Raw genomic sequence first — 17,109 nt, 5'->3', positions numbered from 1 at the left:
ACCGGTATCGATCTACACGAGTTCAAGTGCACCCCGTGGCGGCGGGCCGGCCGGCGACCTTGCGCGCGGGCACTAGAACACGTTCTAATTCTGGCCATGGACTACGGGCTCGTACTCTTCACCAGCGATCGCGGAATCACTCCGGCCGCCGCGGCGAAGCTCGCCGACGACCACGGCTTCGAAACGTTCTACGTGCCCGAGCACACCCACATCCCGATCAAGCGGGAGGCCGCGCACCCCACGACCGGGGACGAGTCGCTGCCCGACGATCGCTACATGCGCACCCTCGACCCCTGGGTCAGCCTCGGTACGGCGGCGGCAGTGACGTCGCGGGTGCGCTTGTCGACGGCGGTCGCCCTGCCGGTCGAACACGACTGCATCACCCTGGCCAAGTCCATCGCCACGCTCGACCACCTCTCCGGCGGCCGCGTCAGCCTGGGTGTCGGATTCGGTTGGAATACCGACGAACTCACCGATCACAACGTGCCCCCGGCGCGGCGCCGCACCATGCTTCGCGAATACCTCGAGGCGATGCGCGCGCTGTGGACGCAGGAAGAGGCCTCCTTCGACGGTGAGTTCGTGAAGTTCGGCCCGAGTTGGGCGTGGCCCAAGCCAATTCAGGCCCACATCCCCGTCCTGGTCGGGGCGGCGGGCACCGAGAAGAACTTCAAGTGGATCGCCCGCTCGGCCGACGGATGGATCACCACACCGCGCGACTTCGACATCGACGCGCCGGTGAAGCTGCTACAGGACACCTGGTCGGATGCCGGTCGCGACGGCGCACCCCAGATCGTGGCGCTGGACTTCAAGCCCGATCCCGACAAGCTGGCCCGCTGGGCCGATCTCGGCGTCACCGAAGTGCTGTTCGGATTGCCGGACAAGAGCGAGGCCGAGGTGGCCGGTTACGTGGAGAGGTTGGCGGGCAAGCTCGCCGCACTGGTCTAGTTCTGGACCGGATCGGCGGTCGTCGTCGACTGCGATTTCGATGCGTCGGACCGTCCTGCCGATGTCATAGGCTAAGACGACACGAGTCATTCGAAGGTCTCATGCCCATCTCGATGATCAGAGCCCAGAGCCCGCAGACCGTCGTCGACGCGGGCGCGGACGAACAGGCCAAGGCCGATGCGTTGGATCGTCTCATAGGCGATCAGGTCCGCGAGGTCTCCAGGCTCAAGGAGAGCTGGCACGGACGTTCCGCGAACGCGGCAGTAGCGAAGGCGTACCGCAACATCCAGACGCAGTACCTCCTGCACGCAAAGCTGGCCGCGCTCGCCCGCGCCTTGCAGTCCGGTGGCGCTGCGCTGGTTGCCGATCGCGACGTCCTACTCGTCTGGGTGGACACGGCGTCGAGCATGTTCGACGTCTCCGACGCCGGAGTCGTCACCCCGCGTAGCCCGAATGACACCGCGCCGTGGGTCGCCATCGCCGCGACCTACACCAAGATCATCCAGCAGCTGATTCAGGCCTTCATGACCACCGACGACACCGTCGCCAAGAACATCATCGCCATCAACGCCGGATGGCTTCCCGGAAACAATCCACCGCCGGGTGGAATCGACCCCGACAGCCTGAACAGCGCGCAGCTCAAGTGGTTGCAGAGTCTCGCCGGATCGGGCGGTCCAGACTCCGCCCAGGCGGGGATTCCGAACACGGATCTGTCGATCATGGGAATGACGCCCGACGGGCGGCTCTTCACCATCCAGGGCGACACGGCGAAGTCAGTCGGCGACGGCGGCGGGCCGGGGCCTCGAACCGACGTGGGCGGCTTCAACAACATCGTCTACTGGAAGATGGATGAGCACGGTAAGTGGGTCGTCGACGAGGTCGTCAAGGACCCGTTCCCAACACCCCGGGTGACGCATCGACGATTCCCACGTCGACCTTCAACGTGGGCGACACGATGTATGCGTCGACGATGAACGTCAAGAACTGGAACAAGGGCACCTGGGAGACCCGCAGTACGCAGTTGTACAAGTCCACCGACGGCGGACGAACCTGGTCGCCCGTCGGACCGTCTGTCGCGAATACCGTTGTCCAACACGACCAACCGTTTCAGGTGCAGAGCTTCGCGCCGAGCGACGACGGAAAGTACGTATACGTCTACGGCACCCAGGACGGCCGCGCCAATGACGGTCTCCACGTGGCTCGGGTCCCGGTCGGTGACGTCGAAGATCCAACCAAATACCAGTATTGGAACGGTAAGACGTTCGATGCAGCCCAGGATCCCAACACGAGCCCTCCCGTCGTCCAATAGCCCCCCGGATACAGCGGTGTGGGCGAACCCAACGTGCACTTCTACGACAACAAGGCCCTGCTGACCTTCAACGACGACAATGGCAACGTGTTCACGAGCTCTTCCACTGATGGCGTCAATTGGTCACCGCCCCAGCTGGTCACAGCGCAACCCGGTGCCTACGGCATATTCCAGTCGCCCTTGTCGGGCGGCAATTCCGTGGACGCGTCGATATCGCTGTGGAACCCGTACGGCACTCAACTCGTTCAAATCCAGAATTCCGATACGCGAGGACTAGGGGCCTACTGATGCGAACACGGATCATGCTCGCTGCAATCGCGTTCGTTGCCGTCGCCGGTTGTGCGTCGACGACCGCCGATCACGCCACTGCGAGTCCGCCGACCGATACCAGCACATCCACCTTGCCTGGCGGTTTCCCCGACTTGAGTTCCTTCCCGACGGTCGACGCGAACGACTACCGGCAGAGTTACCCCTACTTCAACGGAATTCGCTTCACCACCCCAGGCGGGCTGTCTTGCGACCAGAACGCGATGAACTCGCTCAGCGATCCGAACGACGTCGTATTGACTTGCGCCGGGCCACGTCCCGACAAGGGCCCTGGGGACTGGAGCATCACGGTCGCCACCACGAAGGCCGCCTCGATCGAACCCACGTCCGACGATCCACCTGAGGGCGATCCCATCAAGACGCTGCCCCCTCAACACACGATCAGCTACAAGGGCATCCAGTGCGGCGTCGACGCCAGCGGTACCACGGCATGCCGGGTCGGCGAGCACGGCTTCGTGCTGACACCGACCGAGACGAGACTCTTCTAGAACGACACCGCCCGATTGACCCCGTCCGCATCGGTCTTCACCGAGATCGAGGCACCGAGCGGATCACCCTCGGTCATGGCCGCCAGCAGCTCGGCGTCGGTGGTCATGGCCATGAACCGGCTGTCATCGGCGTCGAGCCGCCCGACGATGATGCCGGTGGGCTGCGGCCAGTCGTGACGCACCGAGTACGTCTCGATCACTCCAGGGCCGTCGACGTTCCTGGTCACCGGCACCTTCGGCAGTGCCGCGATCTCGGCCTGCAGCTCCTTGCCCCGGTCGGGCACCCAGTCCGCCGGCGTGGTCGAGTACACCCCGACCGAATACTTGCTCATCACCCCACCATTGGCGCCGACGAGCCCGAATGCTCCTGGCGTGTCCCGCATTTGGGCCACCGTCTCGGCGATGCCGTGCAGCGAGTAGCTGTTGCCCGGGCCGCCGAAGTACGGCAATCCACCGGTCAGCGTCAGGCCGCGCGGATCGTCGTGGGCCAGGCCGAACGCGTCGCACACCGCGAACACCGGAAAGGGAAAGCAGCTGTACAGGTCGAACGTCGCTACGTCGTCGATCCCGGCGCCCGCCACCCGGAGGGCTTCTGCCACCGCGTTCTTCGCCGAGATGCTGATGCCGAGTTCGGCGCGGTCGAGCAGGTCCTGCTCGGTCTGGTCGGCATGCCCGTGCAGGTATACCCACCGCTCCTCGGGCACTCCCAGCCGTCGCGCCGCCGACACCGACATCATCAGTGCAGCGCCACCCTGGTTGACGGTGTCGCGCGCCACCAGCAGTCGCGGATAGGGGTCGCAGATCATCCGATTCTCGTCGGTGACGGTTTCGATCTCCGCCACCGACCGTTCGACCGGCGACGACGAGAACGGATTCTTGGCGGCGACCTTGGAGAACGGCGCGAACAGCTCCGCCATCTGCATACGGTAGTCGGCAACCCCCAGACCAAGCCGGGCCCGGCGGGCATTGTCCAGCAGCCCGTATTGCACTGGCGCACCGGTCAATCCGTGCGAGACCGTGTACTCGCTAATGTACTGTTCGAAGCCGTAACCGCGGTCCTCGAGCTGACCGCCGACGTGCTCGGTGAAGTTCGGCTTCTCCTTACGATTCGCGAAGAACTTCGCCGTCGAACCCGCCTCCGAGCCGAGGATGAGCGCGATCTCGATCTCACCCGCTGCGATCGCCCCACCGAACTCCGTCACGAGTTTCTGCGGCCCGTTGCCACCGATCGATTCGAGGACTGCCCGAGCGGGGTTGGCACCAACGCGCTGCGCCACCGAGCGCACGTAGTTGTCCGACGCTCCCAACGGCGGGTCGGTGAAGGGCGTGCAGATCTCGAACTGCCGAAGGCCGGCGAACACCTCGATGGCCGCCGCGACCGTGCCGACGTCGGCGCCGGTGTCGGCCAGGGCCGCGCGAACCGCTTCAGTCGCCAGGTCGACGGCGGACATCCCGCGGTAGTCGGCATCGTCGATGCGTTCGGTGAACTGCCCGACGCCGACGACGACGGGTGTGCGTGGGTCAACCCCCATTTGCGGGACCTCCTGGCAGCCGTTGGTTCGACAGGCTAATCGACGGCGAGAACGTGTTCCAATTCGACTGGACACCCCCATACGCCCGGATGGACGTATCGATCGATTCATCACCGAGCGCGCAGACGAAGATGCGGCCAGATCGTGAACCCCGAGGGATCCGCGATCTGGCCGCACGGTCGATGCAGTGGTTACAGGCTCTCGAGGAGCTCCCGTGCCAACGCGGCGGTCTCCGACGGCGTCTTGCCGACCTTCACGCCCGCGGCCTCGAGGGCTTCCTTCTTGCCCTGTGCGGTGCCGGCACCGTCGGACACGATGGCGCCCGCGTGGCCCATCGTCTTGCCCTCCGGCGCGGTGAATCCCGCGACGTAGCCGACGACCGGCTTGCTGACGTTGGCCTTCACGTAGGCGGCGGCCTTCTCCTCGGCGTCGCCACCGATCTCGCCGATCATCACGATGATCTTGGTCTCGGGGTCCTTCTCGAACGCCTCGATGGCGTCGATGTGGGTGGTCCCGATGACTGGGTCGCCGCCGATGCCGATGGCGGTCGAGAAGCCGAGATCGCGCAGCTCGTACATCATCTGGTAGGTCAGCGTGCCCGACTTCGACACCAGGCCGATCGGGCCCTTGCCGGTGATGTTGTTCGGCGTGATGCCGACCAGCGACTCACCCGGGGTGATGATGCCGGGACAGTTGGGCCCGATGATCCGGGTCTTCTCGCCCTTCTCGACGTTATAGGCCCACGCGTAGGCGCTGTCCTGCACCGGGATTCCCTCGGTGATGACGACGAGCAGCGGGATCTCGGCGTCGATGGCCTCGATGATGGCGTCCTTGGAGAACGCCGGCGGCACGAACGCGATCGAGACGTCGGCCCCGGTCTCCTTGATCGCCTCGGCGACGCTGCCGAACACGGGGAGATGGACGTCCTTGCCATCTTTGTCCACGTGCGTCACTTCAGTGCCCGCCTTGCGGGCGTTGACGCCGCCGACGACCTGGGTGCCGGCCTTGAGCATCAACGCGGTGTGCTTGGTGCCCTCGCCACCGGTGATGCCCTGGACGATGACCTTGCTGTCCGCGTTAAGGAAAATTGACATGGGTCATGGTTCCTTTTCTACTTGTTGGCCAGCTCGGCGGCCTTGTCGGCCCCGGCGTCCATGGTCTCGGCCTGGATCACCAGCGGATGATTGGCCTCGGCCAGGATGCGGCGGCCCTCTTCGACGTTGTTGCCGTCGAGGCGCACCACGAGCGGCTTGTTGGCCTCGTCGCCGAGAATCTGCAGGGCCTTGACGATGCCGTTGGCCACGGCATCACACGCGGTGATGCCACCGAAGACGTTGACGAACACGCTCTTGACCTGGCTGTCGCCGAGGATGACGTCGAGACCGTTGGCCATCACCTCGGCCGAGGCGCCACCGCCGATGTCGAGGAAGTTGGCGGGCTTGACCCCCCCATGCTTCTCACCGGCGTAGGCGACGACGTCGAGCGTCGACATGACCAGCCCGGCGCCGTTGCCGATGATGCCGACCTCGCCGTCGAGCTTGACGTAGTTGAGGTCGTTCTCCTTGGCCTTGAGCTCGAGGGGATCGGTGGCGTCCTTGTCCTCGAACTCGGCGTGGCCGGGCTGACGGAAGTCTGCGTTGGCGTCCAGGGTGACCTTGCCGTCCAGTGCCAGGATCTGGTCATCGGGCGTGCGCACCAGCGGGTTGACCTCGACCAGGGTGGCGTCCTCGCCGACGAAGACCTCCCACAGCTTCTGGATTGTCACGGCAGCGGCGTCGAGCACCTCTGCGGGCAGGTGACCCTGCTCGGCGATGGACCGCGCGAAGGCTAGGTCGACACCCTTGACCGCATTGACGGGGACCTTGGCGAGGCGCTCGGGCTTGGTGGCGGCGACCTCTTCGATCTCCATGCCGCCCTCGACCGAGCACATCACGAGGTAGGTGCGGTTGGAACGGTCGAGCAGGAAGGAGATGTAGTACTCCTCCGCGATGTCACTGGCCTCGGCGACCAGCAACTTCTTCACGACGTGACCCTTGATGTCCAGACCGAGGATGTTCTGGGCGTGGGTGAAGGCGTCGTCGGGGGTGGCTGCGTACTTGACGCCGCCGGCCTTGCCGCGTCCGCCGACCTTGACCTGCGCCTTGACCATGACCGGCTTGCCAATTTCCTCGGCGATGGCCTTGGCGTCGTCGGCGGAGTCAGTCACCCGGCCCGGGGTGGTGGGCACGTTGTGCTTGGCGAACAGCTCCTTCGCCTGATATTCGAAGAGATCCATGGGCTCACCGTCTGTCTGCTTTGACTGTTGGGATTTGGTATCTACGCTTAGCGCCTTACTGGCTCTTGGGACTTTATCCACACGCGCGAATGTCGCCGACACCGCCTACCGCTCATGTGGCACATCTCACCAGGGTCCAGTAGTGACACAAGTCACAATTTCGGACGTACTTTGGTCACGAGTTGCCACCCACATTGGAATTTGGTTAACGTGCCTGTGGTCTGAGTAACGGTAAGGTCACGGCGCGAAGGACATTTCGGTTGGCTGAGCAAGGTTCGACGCGAGCATCTCGTGCAACCTCGACGACCCCGTACGACGCCACCATCACCGACATCATCCCGTTCAACGAGTTCGGCGATCTCGACGACCTCGACTTCAGCAACACCTCGGCCTTCGACCGCGAGTCTCTGGTGATCCGCGCCCCCGAGCTCGACGACCTCCACGACACCGACGACCTCGTCCCGCTGCGGCTGGCCGTGCCGTCCCAGTTCCGCCCAGCGCCCGGCGAGGAGCGCCCCTCGGCGCACGCCTACCGCGACAGCCACACCGATCGCAGCGACGGCATGGAGAACACCGACGTCATCGATCTCACGGGGCGTCGGGGACTGCACCGCAAGGTCGGCGACGGCACCGTCAAGGCCCGCCTCGTCGCCGCCGCGATGGCCGCGGGTGCCACGGCAGCCGCCGCGTACACCATGGTCAACGCGAACGACAAGGCGCCGGCCCAGCACATGGTGGCCGCCGGACCCAACGCCTTCGTCGACGGCAGCGCGATCGCCGGTTCCTCCGACGGCATGCAGATCGTCACCGTCGAGCCCGCGGCCAGCGAGGCCGTCCACAGCCAGGAACTCGCCAACGGCGCGGCGTTCGCCGCCGAGCGGGCCGAGCGCGAGGCGCGCCTGGCGCGGCCGATGTACGTCTTCCCCGCCCGCGGCGTGTGGACGTCGGGTTTCGGCTACCGGTGGGGCGTGCTGCACGCGGGAATCGACATCGCCAACGCGATCGGCACCCCGATCCTGGCTGCAGCGGACGGCGTCGTCACCGACGCGGGCCCGGCAGCGGGTTTCGGCGCCTGGGTCAAGATCCGTCACGCCGACGGCACGGTGACGCTGTACGGCCACGTCAACACCTGGCTGGTCAGCGTCGGTCAGCGCGTGATGGCCGGTGATCAGATCGCCACCATCGGCAACCGGGGCCAGTCGACCGGGCCGCACCTGCACTTCTCGGTGCTGAAGAACGGCACCGACTACATCGATCCCGTGCCGTGGCTCGCCGCCAAGGGTCTGAGCCCCGGCAACTACGTCGGCTGACCGGTGACCTCCGGCGGACCATCCTCCGACGAAACCCGCATCATTCGGCGGCAGCCCGAGGCCGCGCCAACGCCTGCACCCGCCCCCGAGCCGGAGCAGCAGACCGGCATCATCCGCAGGCACCCCACCGGATCGCTACCGGTCGCCACATCGGTGCCGACACCCGATCCGCGCACCAGCTACATCCCCCGCGCCACCCCGCTGACGGTCACCCCGCCCGCGTCCGCGCGCCCCTCCCCCGCCGCTGCGGCCGCAGCGGCCACGGTCAGCATCCTCAGCGGCTGGGCCACCGCCGTCATCGCGACCTCGTTGATCAGCGGGTGGTGGCGCACCGACGAATTGTTCTGCATCGCAATCGGTTTCCTGACGACGGTGTCGGCGGCAGCAACCATCGGCGGTCTCATCTCATTGCTGCTGCGCCGGCGCATCGGGCGACTCCTGATCGTCGTCGGCTCCGTAGTCGCCCTGATGATCTTCGCGGGCCTCTTCGTCGCGGGCGCCAACCTGCCGCAGATCGTCTACGCGATTCCGGTGCTGCCCGTCGCGAGCATCGTGTTGGCGCTGCTGCCCGCCACCGGACGCTGGTGCCGCTGACCCGCCGTCAGAGCTTCTGGATCGGCGCGTGGTTGTGCATCAGCTTGACCCGGCCCGCACTTCCGAAATCGATGAGCGACATGGCGGACTCACCCATGCCGGACACCTCCTCGACGCGGCCCAGGCCGTACTTGTCGTGCGTGACGCGATCACCGGGTTCCAAAGTGATCACCTGACGGTTGCGGGCCCCCGCGGTACGTGCCGGCGCCGGTCTGCCCCGGTCACCGGATGCGCCGAATCCTCCACCGCCGGAAGACCGCCCACCGAGGGATCCGAATGACGACTGCGGCGCCTCCACCCGGCGCCAGTCGATGAGTTCCTGCGGAATCTCGCGCAGGAACCGGGATTCCGGGTTCAACATCGGCTGGCCCCACGACGAGCGCACCTTGGCACGACTGAGGTAGAGCCGATGGCGGGCCCGGGTGATGCCGACGTAGGCCAGCCGCCGTTCCTCGGACAGCTCCTGCGGATCACCGAGGGCGCGCATGTGCGGGAACATGCCGTCCTCCCAGCCGGTGACGAACACGACGGGGAACTCGAGCCCCTTGGCGGTGTGCAACGTCATCATCGTCACGACGCCGGAACCGTTCTCGGGAATGTCGTCCGCATCGGCTACCAGCGACACGCGCTCCAGGAACTGGGCCAGAACGCTGGTGTCGGGGACGTCCTCGTCGACCAGTTCGGGGTTCTCCTCACGAAGCGCCGCGGCATTGGCCATGTCGATGCTGAACTCGTGCGCGACGCTGACGAGTTCGTTGAGGTTGTCCAGCCTCGCCAAGTCCTGTGGGTCACTTGATGATTCGAGTTCGCGACGGTAACCGGTGCGTTCGAGGACCGCCTCGACCAGCACGCCGAGTTCGTCACCGAGCAGGCCGCGCAACTCGTCGAGCAGCGCGACGAAGGCGGCAATCGCCTTCTCCGAGCGGGTGTTCAGCATCGGCACCCGACCCTCGGCGGCAGCCTGCAGGCTGTCGTTGAACGTGCCGCCGGTGTTCTCGGCATGCACCGCGACGCAGGCCTCGGCCCGGTCGCCGATGCCGCGGCGGGGGGTGTTCAGGATGCGACGCATGCTCACCGCGTCACCCGGGTTGTCCAGCACGCGCAGGTAGGCGACGATGTCGCGAATCTCCTTGCGCTCGTAGAACCTGACGCCGCCGACCACCTTGTAGGGAATGCCAGCGCGGATGAACACGTCCTCGACGGCGCGCGACGAGTTGTTGGTGCGGTAGAAGACGGCGACGTCGTTGTAGTTGATCTCACCGCGGTCGGTCAGGGCGTCGATCTCCTCGGCGATGAACCGGGCCTCGTCGTGTTCGTTGTCGGCGACGTAGCCGACGATCAGCTCGCCCTCACCGGCATCGGTCCACAACCGCTTCTCCCGCCGGCCGGCGTTGCGCGAGATGACGGAGTTGGCCGCCGAAAGGATGTTCTGCGTGGACCGATAATTCTGTTCGAGCAGAATCGTCGTCGCGTTCGGATAGTCGCGCTCGAAGTCCTCGATGTTTCGGATGGTGGCCCCGCGGAAGGCATAGATCGACTGGTCGGCGTCACCCACGACGCACAGCTCGCCAGGTGGGACGTCACCGTCGGGCAGATCGTGGCCGACTAGCTCGCGCACCAGCATGTACTGGGCATGGTTGGTGTCCTGATACTCGTCGACCAGGATGTGCCGAAACCGCCGCCGGTAGTACTGGGCGATCTGCGGGAACGCCTGCAGCACGGCGACCGTCTCGCTGATCAGGTCGTCGAAGTCCAAGGCGTTGGCGGCCCGCAGCCTGCGCTGGTATTCGCCGTAGGCCTCGGCGACGATGCGCGGCATCTCCTCGGAGACCTCCGAGGCCTCCAGCGCTGCGGTGTCTGGTGTGACGAGCTCGTTCTTCAGGTTGGAGATCGCGTTGGCCAGCAGCCGGGGCGAGTACCGCTTGGTGTCCAGCCCCATGTCCTTGGCGATCATCATCAGCAGGCGCCGGGAGTCATCGGAGTCGTAGATCGAGAAGTTGGAGTTGAGCCCGGGTAGCAGCGAGGCCTGATTGCGCAGGATGCGCACGCACGTGGAGTGGAACGTCGAAACCCACATCGCCTTGGCCCGCGGACCGATGAGGTCGACCACGCGCTCGCGCATCTCCGCGGCGGCCTTGTTGGTGAACGTGATGGCCAGCACCTGGCCGACGCCGACGTCCCGCGCGGCCAGCAGGTAGGCGATGCGGCGCGTCAGCACCGCCGTCTTGCCCGAACCTGCGCCAGCGACGATCAGCAGCGGCGAACCCTCGTGGAGGACGGCCTTGCGCTGCTGCGGGTTGAGCCCGTCCAGCAGGTCGGAGAGGGGCTGATCCGTTTCGGTGGCTAGTGTCATGTCGGTCTTCAACTTACCGCCGGGCACGGACACCGCGGTGGTACCGCGCATCAGACCCGTTCGTTGCGTGGACGCTGCCCTTGGTGGCACACTCGATCCGTGCTCAATGCGCAGGGACGATTTCTTTACGGATACCGGCCGCCGGTGTCCGTGGTCTAGCTGCTTTCCCAGAGCCCCGCGGTCCGCTTCCGGATCCGGGGCTCTCTTTTCGTCGTGAGGCCTGAATTCGGATGAGACCACATCACCCACACGACGAGGATGCGGAGTCACCCATGAGTATCGAAACCGAACACACGCCCGACATCGACCAGCTGCGCCTGGAGATCGACCGGCTCGACGCCGAGATCCTGGCTGCCGTCCAGCGCCGGGCCGAGGTGTCCCAGACGATCGGCAAGGCCCGGATGGCCTCCGGCGGAACGCGTCTGGTGCACAGCCGCGAGATGAAGGTCATCGAGCGCTACAGCGTGCTCGGACCCGAGGGCAAGGATCTGGCGATGATCCTGCTGCGCCTGGGCCGCGGCCGCCTCGGCCACTGAGTTCTCGGCGCCACCAGACGCAAAGGGCCCTCGAACCAGGCGTTCGAGGGCCCTTTGCGTCTGCTCGCGGGGTCAGCTCGTCAAGGCGATGTACTTCGTGTCGAGGTACTCCTCGATGCCCTCGGAGCCGCCCTCGCGGCCGAAGCCGGACTCCTTCACGCCACCGAACGGTGCGGCCGGGTCGGAGATCACGCCGCGGTTGACGCCGACCATGCCCGCCTCGATCGCCTCGGCGGCGCGCAGCGCACGGTCCAGCGACTGCGTGTAGATGTAGGCCGCGAGCCCGTACTCGGTGTCGTTGGCTGCAGCGATGCCCTCCTCCTCGGTGTCGAAGCCGATGATCGGGGCGACGGGGCCGAAGACCTCCTCCTTGAAGATCCGCGCGCTCGGCGGCACGTCGGACAGCACCGTTGCCGGGTAGAAGTGGCCGGGGCCCTCCGGCGCGACACCGCCGACGGCGACGGTGGCGCCCTTGGACACCGCGTCGGACACCAGATCCTCGACGGTGGCGACCTGCTTGGCGTTGACCAGCGGGCCGAGCGTCGACGAGGAGTCGAGGCCGTTGCCGAGCTTGTACTCGCTCATCCTCTTGACGAGCTTCTCGGTGAACTCCGCGCGCACCGCGTTCGCCACGTGGAAGCGGTTCGACGCGGTGCAGGCCTCACCGCCGTTGCGCATCTTGGCCAGCAGCGCGCCCTCGACGGCCGCGTCGACGTCGGCGTCGTCGAAGACGATGAACGGCGCGTTGCCGCCCAGCTCCATCGACAGCCGCAGCAGCTTGTCGGCGCTCTGCTTGACCAATGCCTTGCCCACGCCGGTCGAGCCGGTGAAGGTCAGCTTGCGCAGCCGGCCGTCGTCGATCAGGGCCGCGGTCAGGTCCCCCGGCTTGGACGTCGGCAGGATGGACAGCACGCCCTTGGGCAGGCCTGCCTCGTCCATCAGCTTGGCCAGCAACAGCATCGTCAGCGGGGTCTCCGCGGCGGGCTTGATGATCATCGTGCAACCGGCCGCCATCGCGGGGCCGATCTTGCGGGTGCCCATCGCCAGCGGGAAGTTCCACGGCGTGATGGCCAGACACGGTCCGACCGGCTGCTTGGTGACGATGATGCGGCCGGTGCCCGCCGGGCTGCGGGTGTAGCGGCCGTCGATGCGCACCGCCTCCTCGGCGAACCAGCGGAAGAACTCCGCACCGTACTTGACCTCGCCCAGGCTCTCGGCGACGACCTTGCCCATCTCGAGGGTCATCAAGGTCGCGAATTCCTCGGCGCGCGCGGTGATGGCCTCGAAGACGGCCCGCAGGATCTCGCCGCGCTCGCGGGGCGCGGTGGCGGCCCACTCCTTCTGCACGCCGGCCGCGGCGTCGAGGGCGGCGATGCCGTCCTCCGGGGTGGCGTCGGCGATGGCGATCAATACCTCGTCCGTCGCCGGATTCAGCACGTCGAAGGTCGACGATGCCTCCCGCTCTTCACCCCCGATCCAGAGACCGGTGGGAACGGATGACAGGAGCTTGGCGGTGTCCATACATCAATCATTTACTCCTTCGAAAGGCCGCCCGCACTAGGGTCGCCTTATGACCAGTGTCCAAATTCCCGACATCACCGAAACTCCCGCGTGGAACGCATTGGCCCGCCACCACGACGCGATCGGCGACAAGCATCTCCGGGAGTTCTTCGACGAGGACCCCGCCCGTGGCCGGGAGCTCACGCTGACCGTCGGTGACCTGTACGTCGACTACAGCAAGCATCGGGTCACGCGCGAGACGCTCACCTTGCTCATCGACCTGGCCAAGGCGGCCGACCTGGAGGCCAAGCGCGACGCGATGTTCGCCGGCGAGCACATCAACACCTCCGAGGACCGCGCGGTGCTGCACACGGCGCTGCGGTTGCCCAGGGACGCCACCCTGATCGTCGACGGTCAGGACGTCGTCGCCGACGTGCACGAGGTGCTCGACGCCATGGGCACGTTCACCGACCAGCTGCGCAACGGCGAGTGGACCGGTGCGACGGGAAAGCGGATCGAGACCGTCGTCAACATCGGCATCGGCGGCTCCGACCTCGGGCCCGTGATGGTCTACCAGGCGCTGCGGCACTACGCCGACGCGGGCATCTCGGCCCGCTTCGTCTCCAACGTCGATCCCGCCGACCTGGTCGCCAAGCTCGACGGGCTCGACCCGGCCACGACGCTGTTCATCGTCGCGTCCAAGACGTTCTCCACCCTCGAGACGCTGACCAACGCGACCGCGACGCGCCGCTGGCTCACCGACTCCCTCGGTGCTGACGCGGTGGCCAAGCACTTCGTCGCGGTGTCCACCAACGCGAAGCTGGTGTCCGACTTCGGCATCGACACCGCCAACATGTTCGGCTTCTGGGACTGGGTCGGCGGCCGCTACTCGGTGGACTCTGCTATCGGGCTGTCGGTGATGGCGGTGATCGGCAAGGAGCGTTTCGCCGAGTTCCTCGCCGGTTTCCACCTCGTCGACGAGCACTTCCGCAACACGCCCCTGGAGGCGAATGCGCCTGCGCTGCTTGGCCTCATCGGCCTCTGGTACAACGAATTCTTCGACGCGCAGTCCCGGGTGGTGCTGCCCTACTCCAACGACCTGTCCCGGTTCGCGGCCTACCTGCAGCAGTTGACGATGGAGTCCAACGGCAAGTCGGTGCGCGCCGACGGCAGTCCCGTCACCACCGCGACCGGTGAGATCTATTGGGGCGAGCCGGGAACCAACGGCCAGCACGCGTTCTATCAGCTGCTGCACCAGGGCACTCGGCTCATTCCGGCGGACTTCATCGGGTTCTCCCAGCCGACCGACGACCTGCCCACGCGCGACGGCACCGGCAGCATGCACGACCTGCTGATGAGCAACTTCTTCGCCCAGACCAAGGTGCTGGCGTTCGGCAAGACTGCCGAGGAGATCGCCGCGGAGGGCACCAAGCCCGAGGTCGTGCCGCACAAGGTGATGCCGGGCAACCGGCCGAGCACCTCGATCCTGGCGACCAAGTTGACGCCGTCGGTGGTGGGCCAGCTGATCGCGCTCTACGAGCACCAGGTGTTCACCGAGGGCATCATCTGGGGCATCGACTCGTTCGACCAGTGGGGCGTGGAACTCGGTAAGACGCAGGCCAATTCGCTGCTGCCGGTGCTCACCGACGATGCCGCTCCCGGCGAGCAGTCGGACAGCTCGACCGATGCGCTGGTGCGGCACTACCGCCGGGAGCGCGGCCGGGCGAGCTAGCTGGCCGACACCGTCAGAACTCGCGAAGGTGCTCGCGCAGCATCGTGGTCGTGTACTCCGTCCGCACCAGGCCCCGCCGCTGCAGCTCCGGCACCAGGCCGTCGGTGATCTCGGTGACGTAGCGGCGGTTGAGTCGCATCACCGGGCTGGTGATCAGGAAGCCGTCCCCGCCGACCTGAGCCATCACCTCACCCATCTCCTCGGCGACCTCGGCGGGGGTGCCGACGAACGGGATGTTGCTGGACATCCCACTGCCGGTGACCAATTCGCGCAGCGTCTTGTCCTTGCCGCCAGCCACGAAGCTGGCCAGCGCGCCGCGCTCACCGTTGGTGGTGAGTTCGGGCAGCGGTTCGTCGAGGTCGAACTGGGCGAAGTCGATCTCGGTGATCGACGAGATCTCCGCCAGCATGTACTCGACGTAGAGCGGGTCGCTGAACCACCGCTCGCGCTTGGCCAGCGCCTCCTCGTGGGTGTCGGCCACGATCGGTGAGACCAGGTAGAGCACCTTGCAGTGCGCCGGGTCACGGCCGATGGCCACCATCCTGGCGTGGATGTCGTCGCGGTATTCCTTCATGGCGTCGACGTCGTTGGCCGGCGTGACGATGGTGTCGGCATACTGCGCTGCCAGCGCGCGTCCCGGCGGTGACGCGCCGGCCTGGGCGATCGTCGGGCGGTACTGCGGGGACGGCGCGGTGTTCAGCGGACCTCGCGACTTGAAGTACTTGCCCTCGAAGTCGACGGTGTGGACCTTCTTGAAGTTCGCGTAGGTCCCGGTCATGCGATCGCGCTCGACCGCGTCGGGCTCCCACGACTCCCACAGCTGCGTGACGAGGTCCAGGTATTCGGCAGCGCGGACGTAGCGCTCGTCGTGCTCCCACAGCTTGTCCAGGCCGAAGTTCTGGGCCGACCGGTCCTCCGCGGAGGTGACGACGTTCCAGCCGAAGCGCCCGCGCGCGATGTGGTCGATGGTGCTGGCGAGCCGGGCCAGCAGGAATGGCGGATAGAAGCTCGTCGACATCGTCGGGACGACGCCGAGCCTGGTGGTGGCGTTGGCCATCAGCACGGCGAGCGGAACCGGATCGTGCTTGGGGTTCACTCCGTGCTTGAGGTCGTACTCCATGGTGCCGCCGTAGGCCGTCGAGACCATGAGCTTGTCCTCGAGCAGGACGTAGTCGAACTTGGCCCGCTCCAGCGACCGCGCGACGTCGACGTAGAAGTCGCCGGTGAAGTCACGGCCACCGTCACCCCACGTGCCGTTCCACTCGTCGGCCACGAAGTTGAGGAACCATCCCAGGTGAAACACGGCTCAAGACAACCGGACCCGTGTTTCCCAGTCGTGTCGGCAGGATTTCGGGACGGAAACCCCGCGCGCTCAGGCGAAGTACTTGGTGAGCCGGGGCGGCAGCACCTTCATCACCTCGACCAGCGGCCACCACGGCCAGCCGGGGACGACGGCGCGGCCCCTCTCCTTCTCGATCGCGTCGACCATCGCCTTGACGCCGGTCTCGTTGTCGACCATCAGCAGCGTGGAGTTCGACTTCGCGGTCATCTCGGATTCGATGTAGCCGGGCTCGAGCACCGTGACCTTGATGGGCCCCGACGGGTACTCGGCCCGCAGCGACTCGCCGAGCGAGGTGACGCCGGCCTTGCTTGCGGCGTATGCCGCCTTGTGCCCGGGCACGCCGACGTTGCCGAGCACCGAGGACACCAGCACCAGGTGGCCCGCACCAGCGGCCTTGAACAGCTCCAGTGCGGTCTCGATCTGCACGAGCGCCGCAACGAGATTCGTCTCGATTGTCGCCTTGTTGGCCCAGAGCTTGCCGCCTCCGAGGGGGTACCCCTTGCCGATGCCGGCGTTGACGATGACGCAGTCGAGGCCGCCGAGTTCGTCGCGCAACTCGGCGAACACCTTCGGCACGGCCTCGTGGTCGTTGACGTCGAGCGCGGCGACGGCGACCGTGATGCCGGGATACCGGCCGGTCAGCTCGGCCTTGAGCTCCTCGAGGTTGTCGGCGCGACGCGCGCACAGGGCGAGGTCACGCCCCTTGGCAGCGAACTGGCGGGCCATGCCGGCGCCGAGACCCGAGCTGGCGCCGGTGATGAGGATCCGTTGGCGAGTCATCGCTGCAGCGTAGCCACTCTCGACAGGTGTCAACGAACCGGTCGGGCTCTCGGGCCGGGTGGCCGTTGCGCGGACTACGACGGTTT

At 66.5% G+C, this 17,109-nt stretch carries 16 protein-coding genes; 9 read left to right on the top strand and 7 right to left on the bottom strand.

Annotation, left to right across the window (positions count from 1 at the left end; all coding sequences use genetic code 11):
• The first annotated feature begins 96 nt into the window (after positions 1-96).
• The 5 genes from SBI80_RS11935 to SBI80_RS11915 all read left to right on the top strand — a co-directional run bounded on the left by SBI80_RS11935 (position 97) and on the right by SBI80_RS11915 (position 3,069).
• Positions 97-945 (top strand): LLM class F420-dependent oxidoreductase, encoded by an 849-nt coding sequence (locus SBI80_RS11935; protein WP_318974817.1) that lies wholly within the window; start codon positions 97-99, stop codon positions 943-945.
• A gap of 101 nt (positions 946-1,046) precedes the next feature.
• Positions 1,047-1,919 (top strand): hypothetical protein, encoded by an 873-nt coding sequence (locus SBI80_RS11930; protein WP_318974815.1) that lies wholly within the window; start codon positions 1,047-1,049, stop codon positions 1,917-1,919.
• On the top strand, positions 1,901-2,254 hold the full coding sequence (locus SBI80_RS11925; protein ID WP_318975242.1) for a DUF5005 domain-containing protein: 354 nt from the start codon (positions 1,901-1,903) through the stop codon (positions 2,252-2,254). The genes SBI80_RS11930 and SBI80_RS11925 overlap by 19 nt, the downstream gene beginning before the upstream one ends.
• Before the next feature lie 18 nt (positions 2,255-2,272).
• Positions 2,273-2,542 (top strand): hypothetical protein, encoded by a 270-nt coding sequence (locus SBI80_RS11920; protein WP_318974813.1) that lies wholly within the window; start codon positions 2,273-2,275, stop codon positions 2,540-2,542.
• 134 nt (positions 2,543-2,676) lie between these two features.
• Positions 2,677-3,069: a hypothetical protein gene (locus tag SBI80_RS11915; RefSeq protein ID WP_318974811.1), complete on the top strand. Its 393-nt coding sequence runs from the start codon at positions 2,677-2,679 to the stop codon at positions 3,067-3,069.
• On the opposite strand, the gene SBI80_RS11910 is transcribed toward SBI80_RS11915, so the two are convergent.
• The 3 genes from SBI80_RS11910 to sucC all read right to left on the bottom strand — a co-directional run bounded on the left by SBI80_RS11910 (position 3,066) and on the right by sucC (position 6,876).
• Positions 3,066-4,601 carry an acetyl-CoA acetyltransferase gene (locus SBI80_RS11910; protein WP_318974810.1) on the bottom strand — a complete coding sequence of 512 codons (1,536 nt, stop codon included), beginning with the start codon at positions 4,599-4,601 and terminating at the stop codon, positions 3,066-3,068. The two genes, SBI80_RS11915 and SBI80_RS11910, sit on opposite strands and share 4 nt — an antisense overlap.
• 191 nt (positions 4,602-4,792) lie before the next feature.
• Positions 4,793-5,695 (bottom strand): succinate--CoA ligase subunit alpha, encoded by a 903-nt coding sequence (gene sucD / locus SBI80_RS11905; RefSeq protein ID WP_318974808.1) that lies wholly within the window; start codon positions 5,693-5,695, stop codon positions 4,793-4,795.
• 17 nt (positions 5,696-5,712) lie between these two features.
• Positions 5,713-6,876 (bottom strand): ADP-forming succinate--CoA ligase subunit beta, encoded by a 1,164-nt coding sequence (sucC, locus tag SBI80_RS11900; RefSeq protein WP_318974806.1) that lies wholly within the window; start codon positions 6,874-6,876, stop codon positions 5,713-5,715.
• A gap of 260 nt (positions 6,877-7,136) precedes the next feature.
• On the opposite strand from sucC, the gene SBI80_RS11895 reads away from it, so the two are divergent.
• Together SBI80_RS11895 and SBI80_RS11890 are read left to right on the top strand one after the other, a co-directional pair.
• Positions 7,137-8,186 carry a M23 family metallopeptidase gene (locus tag SBI80_RS11895; RefSeq protein WP_318974805.1) on the top strand — a complete coding sequence of 350 codons (1,050 nt, stop codon included), beginning with the start codon at positions 7,137-7,139 and terminating at the stop codon, positions 8,184-8,186.
• A 3-nt stretch (positions 8,187-8,189) separates the two neighbouring features.
• Positions 8,190-8,780, top strand: a complete 591-nt coding sequence (locus SBI80_RS11890; RefSeq protein ID WP_413232699.1) for a hypothetical protein — start codon at positions 8,190-8,192, stop codon at positions 8,778-8,780.
• 7 nt (positions 8,781-8,787) lie between these two features.
• Here SBI80_RS11890 and pcrA read toward each other — a convergent pair whose 3' ends face one another.
• Positions 8,788-11,133, bottom strand: a complete 2,346-nt coding sequence (pcrA, locus tag SBI80_RS11885; RefSeq protein WP_318975238.1) for a DNA helicase PcrA — start codon at positions 11,131-11,133, stop codon at positions 8,788-8,790.
• A gap of 230 nt (positions 11,134-11,363) precedes the next feature.
• Here pcrA and SBI80_RS11880 point away from each other — a divergent pair, with 230 nt between their 5' ends.
• The gene (locus SBI80_RS11880) at positions 11,364-11,669 is read left to right on the top strand and encodes a chorismate mutase (protein WP_318974803.1); all 306 of its coding nucleotides are present in this window, start codon (positions 11,364-11,366) and stop codon (positions 11,667-11,669) included.
• A gap of 72 nt (positions 11,670-11,741) precedes the next feature.
• Here SBI80_RS11880 and SBI80_RS11875 read toward each other — a convergent pair whose 3' ends face one another.
• Positions 11,742-13,190, bottom strand: a complete 1,449-nt coding sequence (locus SBI80_RS11875) for an NAD-dependent succinate-semialdehyde dehydrogenase (protein ID WP_318974801.1) — start codon at positions 13,188-13,190, stop codon at positions 11,742-11,744.
• Between the two features lie 49 nt (positions 13,191-13,239).
• Here SBI80_RS11875 and pgi point away from each other — a divergent pair, with 49 nt between their 5' ends.
• Positions 13,240-14,901 carry a glucose-6-phosphate isomerase gene (gene pgi / locus SBI80_RS11870; protein ID WP_318974799.1) on the top strand — a complete coding sequence of 554 codons (1,662 nt, stop codon included), beginning with the start codon at positions 13,240-13,242 and terminating at the stop codon, positions 14,899-14,901.
• Positions 14,902-14,914: 13 nt separating this feature from the next.
• Here pgi and SBI80_RS11865 read toward each other — a convergent pair whose 3' ends face one another.
• Both SBI80_RS11865 and SBI80_RS11860 read right to left on the bottom strand, forming a co-directional pair.
• Positions 14,915-16,204 carry an NtaA/DmoA family FMN-dependent monooxygenase gene (locus tag SBI80_RS11865; RefSeq protein ID WP_318974797.1) on the bottom strand — a complete coding sequence of 430 codons (1,290 nt, stop codon included), beginning with the start codon at positions 16,202-16,204 and terminating at the stop codon, positions 14,915-14,917.
• 69 nt (positions 16,205-16,273) lie between these two features.
• Entirely contained in the window at positions 16,274-17,023 is a 750-nt protein-coding gene (locus tag SBI80_RS11860) for an SDR family oxidoreductase (protein ID WP_318974795.1), read from the bottom strand.
• Positions 17,024-17,109: the final 86 nt, after the last annotated feature.

Origin of the sequence: Mycolicibacterium sichuanense (assembly GCF_033741125.1) — a bacterium.
GTDB lineage: Bacteria > Actinomycetota > Actinomycetes > Mycobacteriales > Mycobacteriaceae > Mycobacterium.
The sequence above is the reverse complement of the archived record's forward strand: the minus strand, read 5'-3'. Positions and strand labels throughout refer to the sequence as shown.

Coding starts and splice junctions, on each gene's coding strand:
- SBI80_RS11935 (WP_318974817.1), top strand. CDS start 97: ATGGACTACGGGCTCGTACTCTTCACCAGCGATCGCGGAATCACTCCG.
- SBI80_RS11930 (WP_318974815.1), top strand. CDS start 1,047: ATGCCCATCTCGATGATCAGAGCCCAGAGCCCGCAGACCGTCGTCGAC.
- SBI80_RS11925 (WP_318975242.1), top strand. CDS start 1,901: ATGTATGCGTCGACGATGAACGTCAAGAACTGGAACAAGGGCACCTGG.
- SBI80_RS11910 (WP_318974810.1), bottom strand. CDS start 4,601: ATGGGGGTTGACCCACGCACACCCGTCGTCGTCGGCGTCGGGCAGTTC.
- sucD (WP_318974808.1), bottom strand. CDS start 5,695: ATGTCAATTTTCCTTAACGCGGACAGCAAGGTCATCGTCCAGGGCATC.
- sucC (WP_318974806.1), bottom strand. CDS start 6,876: ATGGATCTCTTCGAATATCAGGCGAAGGAGCTGTTCGCCAAGCACAAC.
- pcrA (WP_318975238.1), bottom strand. CDS start 11,133: ATGACACTAGCCACCGAAACGGATCAGCCCCTCTCCGACCTGCTGGAC.
- SBI80_RS11880 (WP_318974803.1), top strand. CDS start 11,364: ATGAGACCACATCACCCACACGACGAGGATGCGGAGTCACCCATGAGT.
- SBI80_RS11875 (WP_318974801.1), bottom strand. CDS start 13,190: ATGGACACCGCCAAGCTCCTGTCATCCGTTCCCACCGGTCTCTGGATC.
- pgi (WP_318974799.1), top strand. CDS start 13,240: ATGACCAGTGTCCAAATTCCCGACATCACCGAAACTCCCGCGTGGAAC.
- SBI80_RS11860 (WP_318974795.1), bottom strand. CDS start 17,023: ATGACTCGCCAACGGATCCTCATCACCGGCGCCAGCTCGGGTCTCGGC.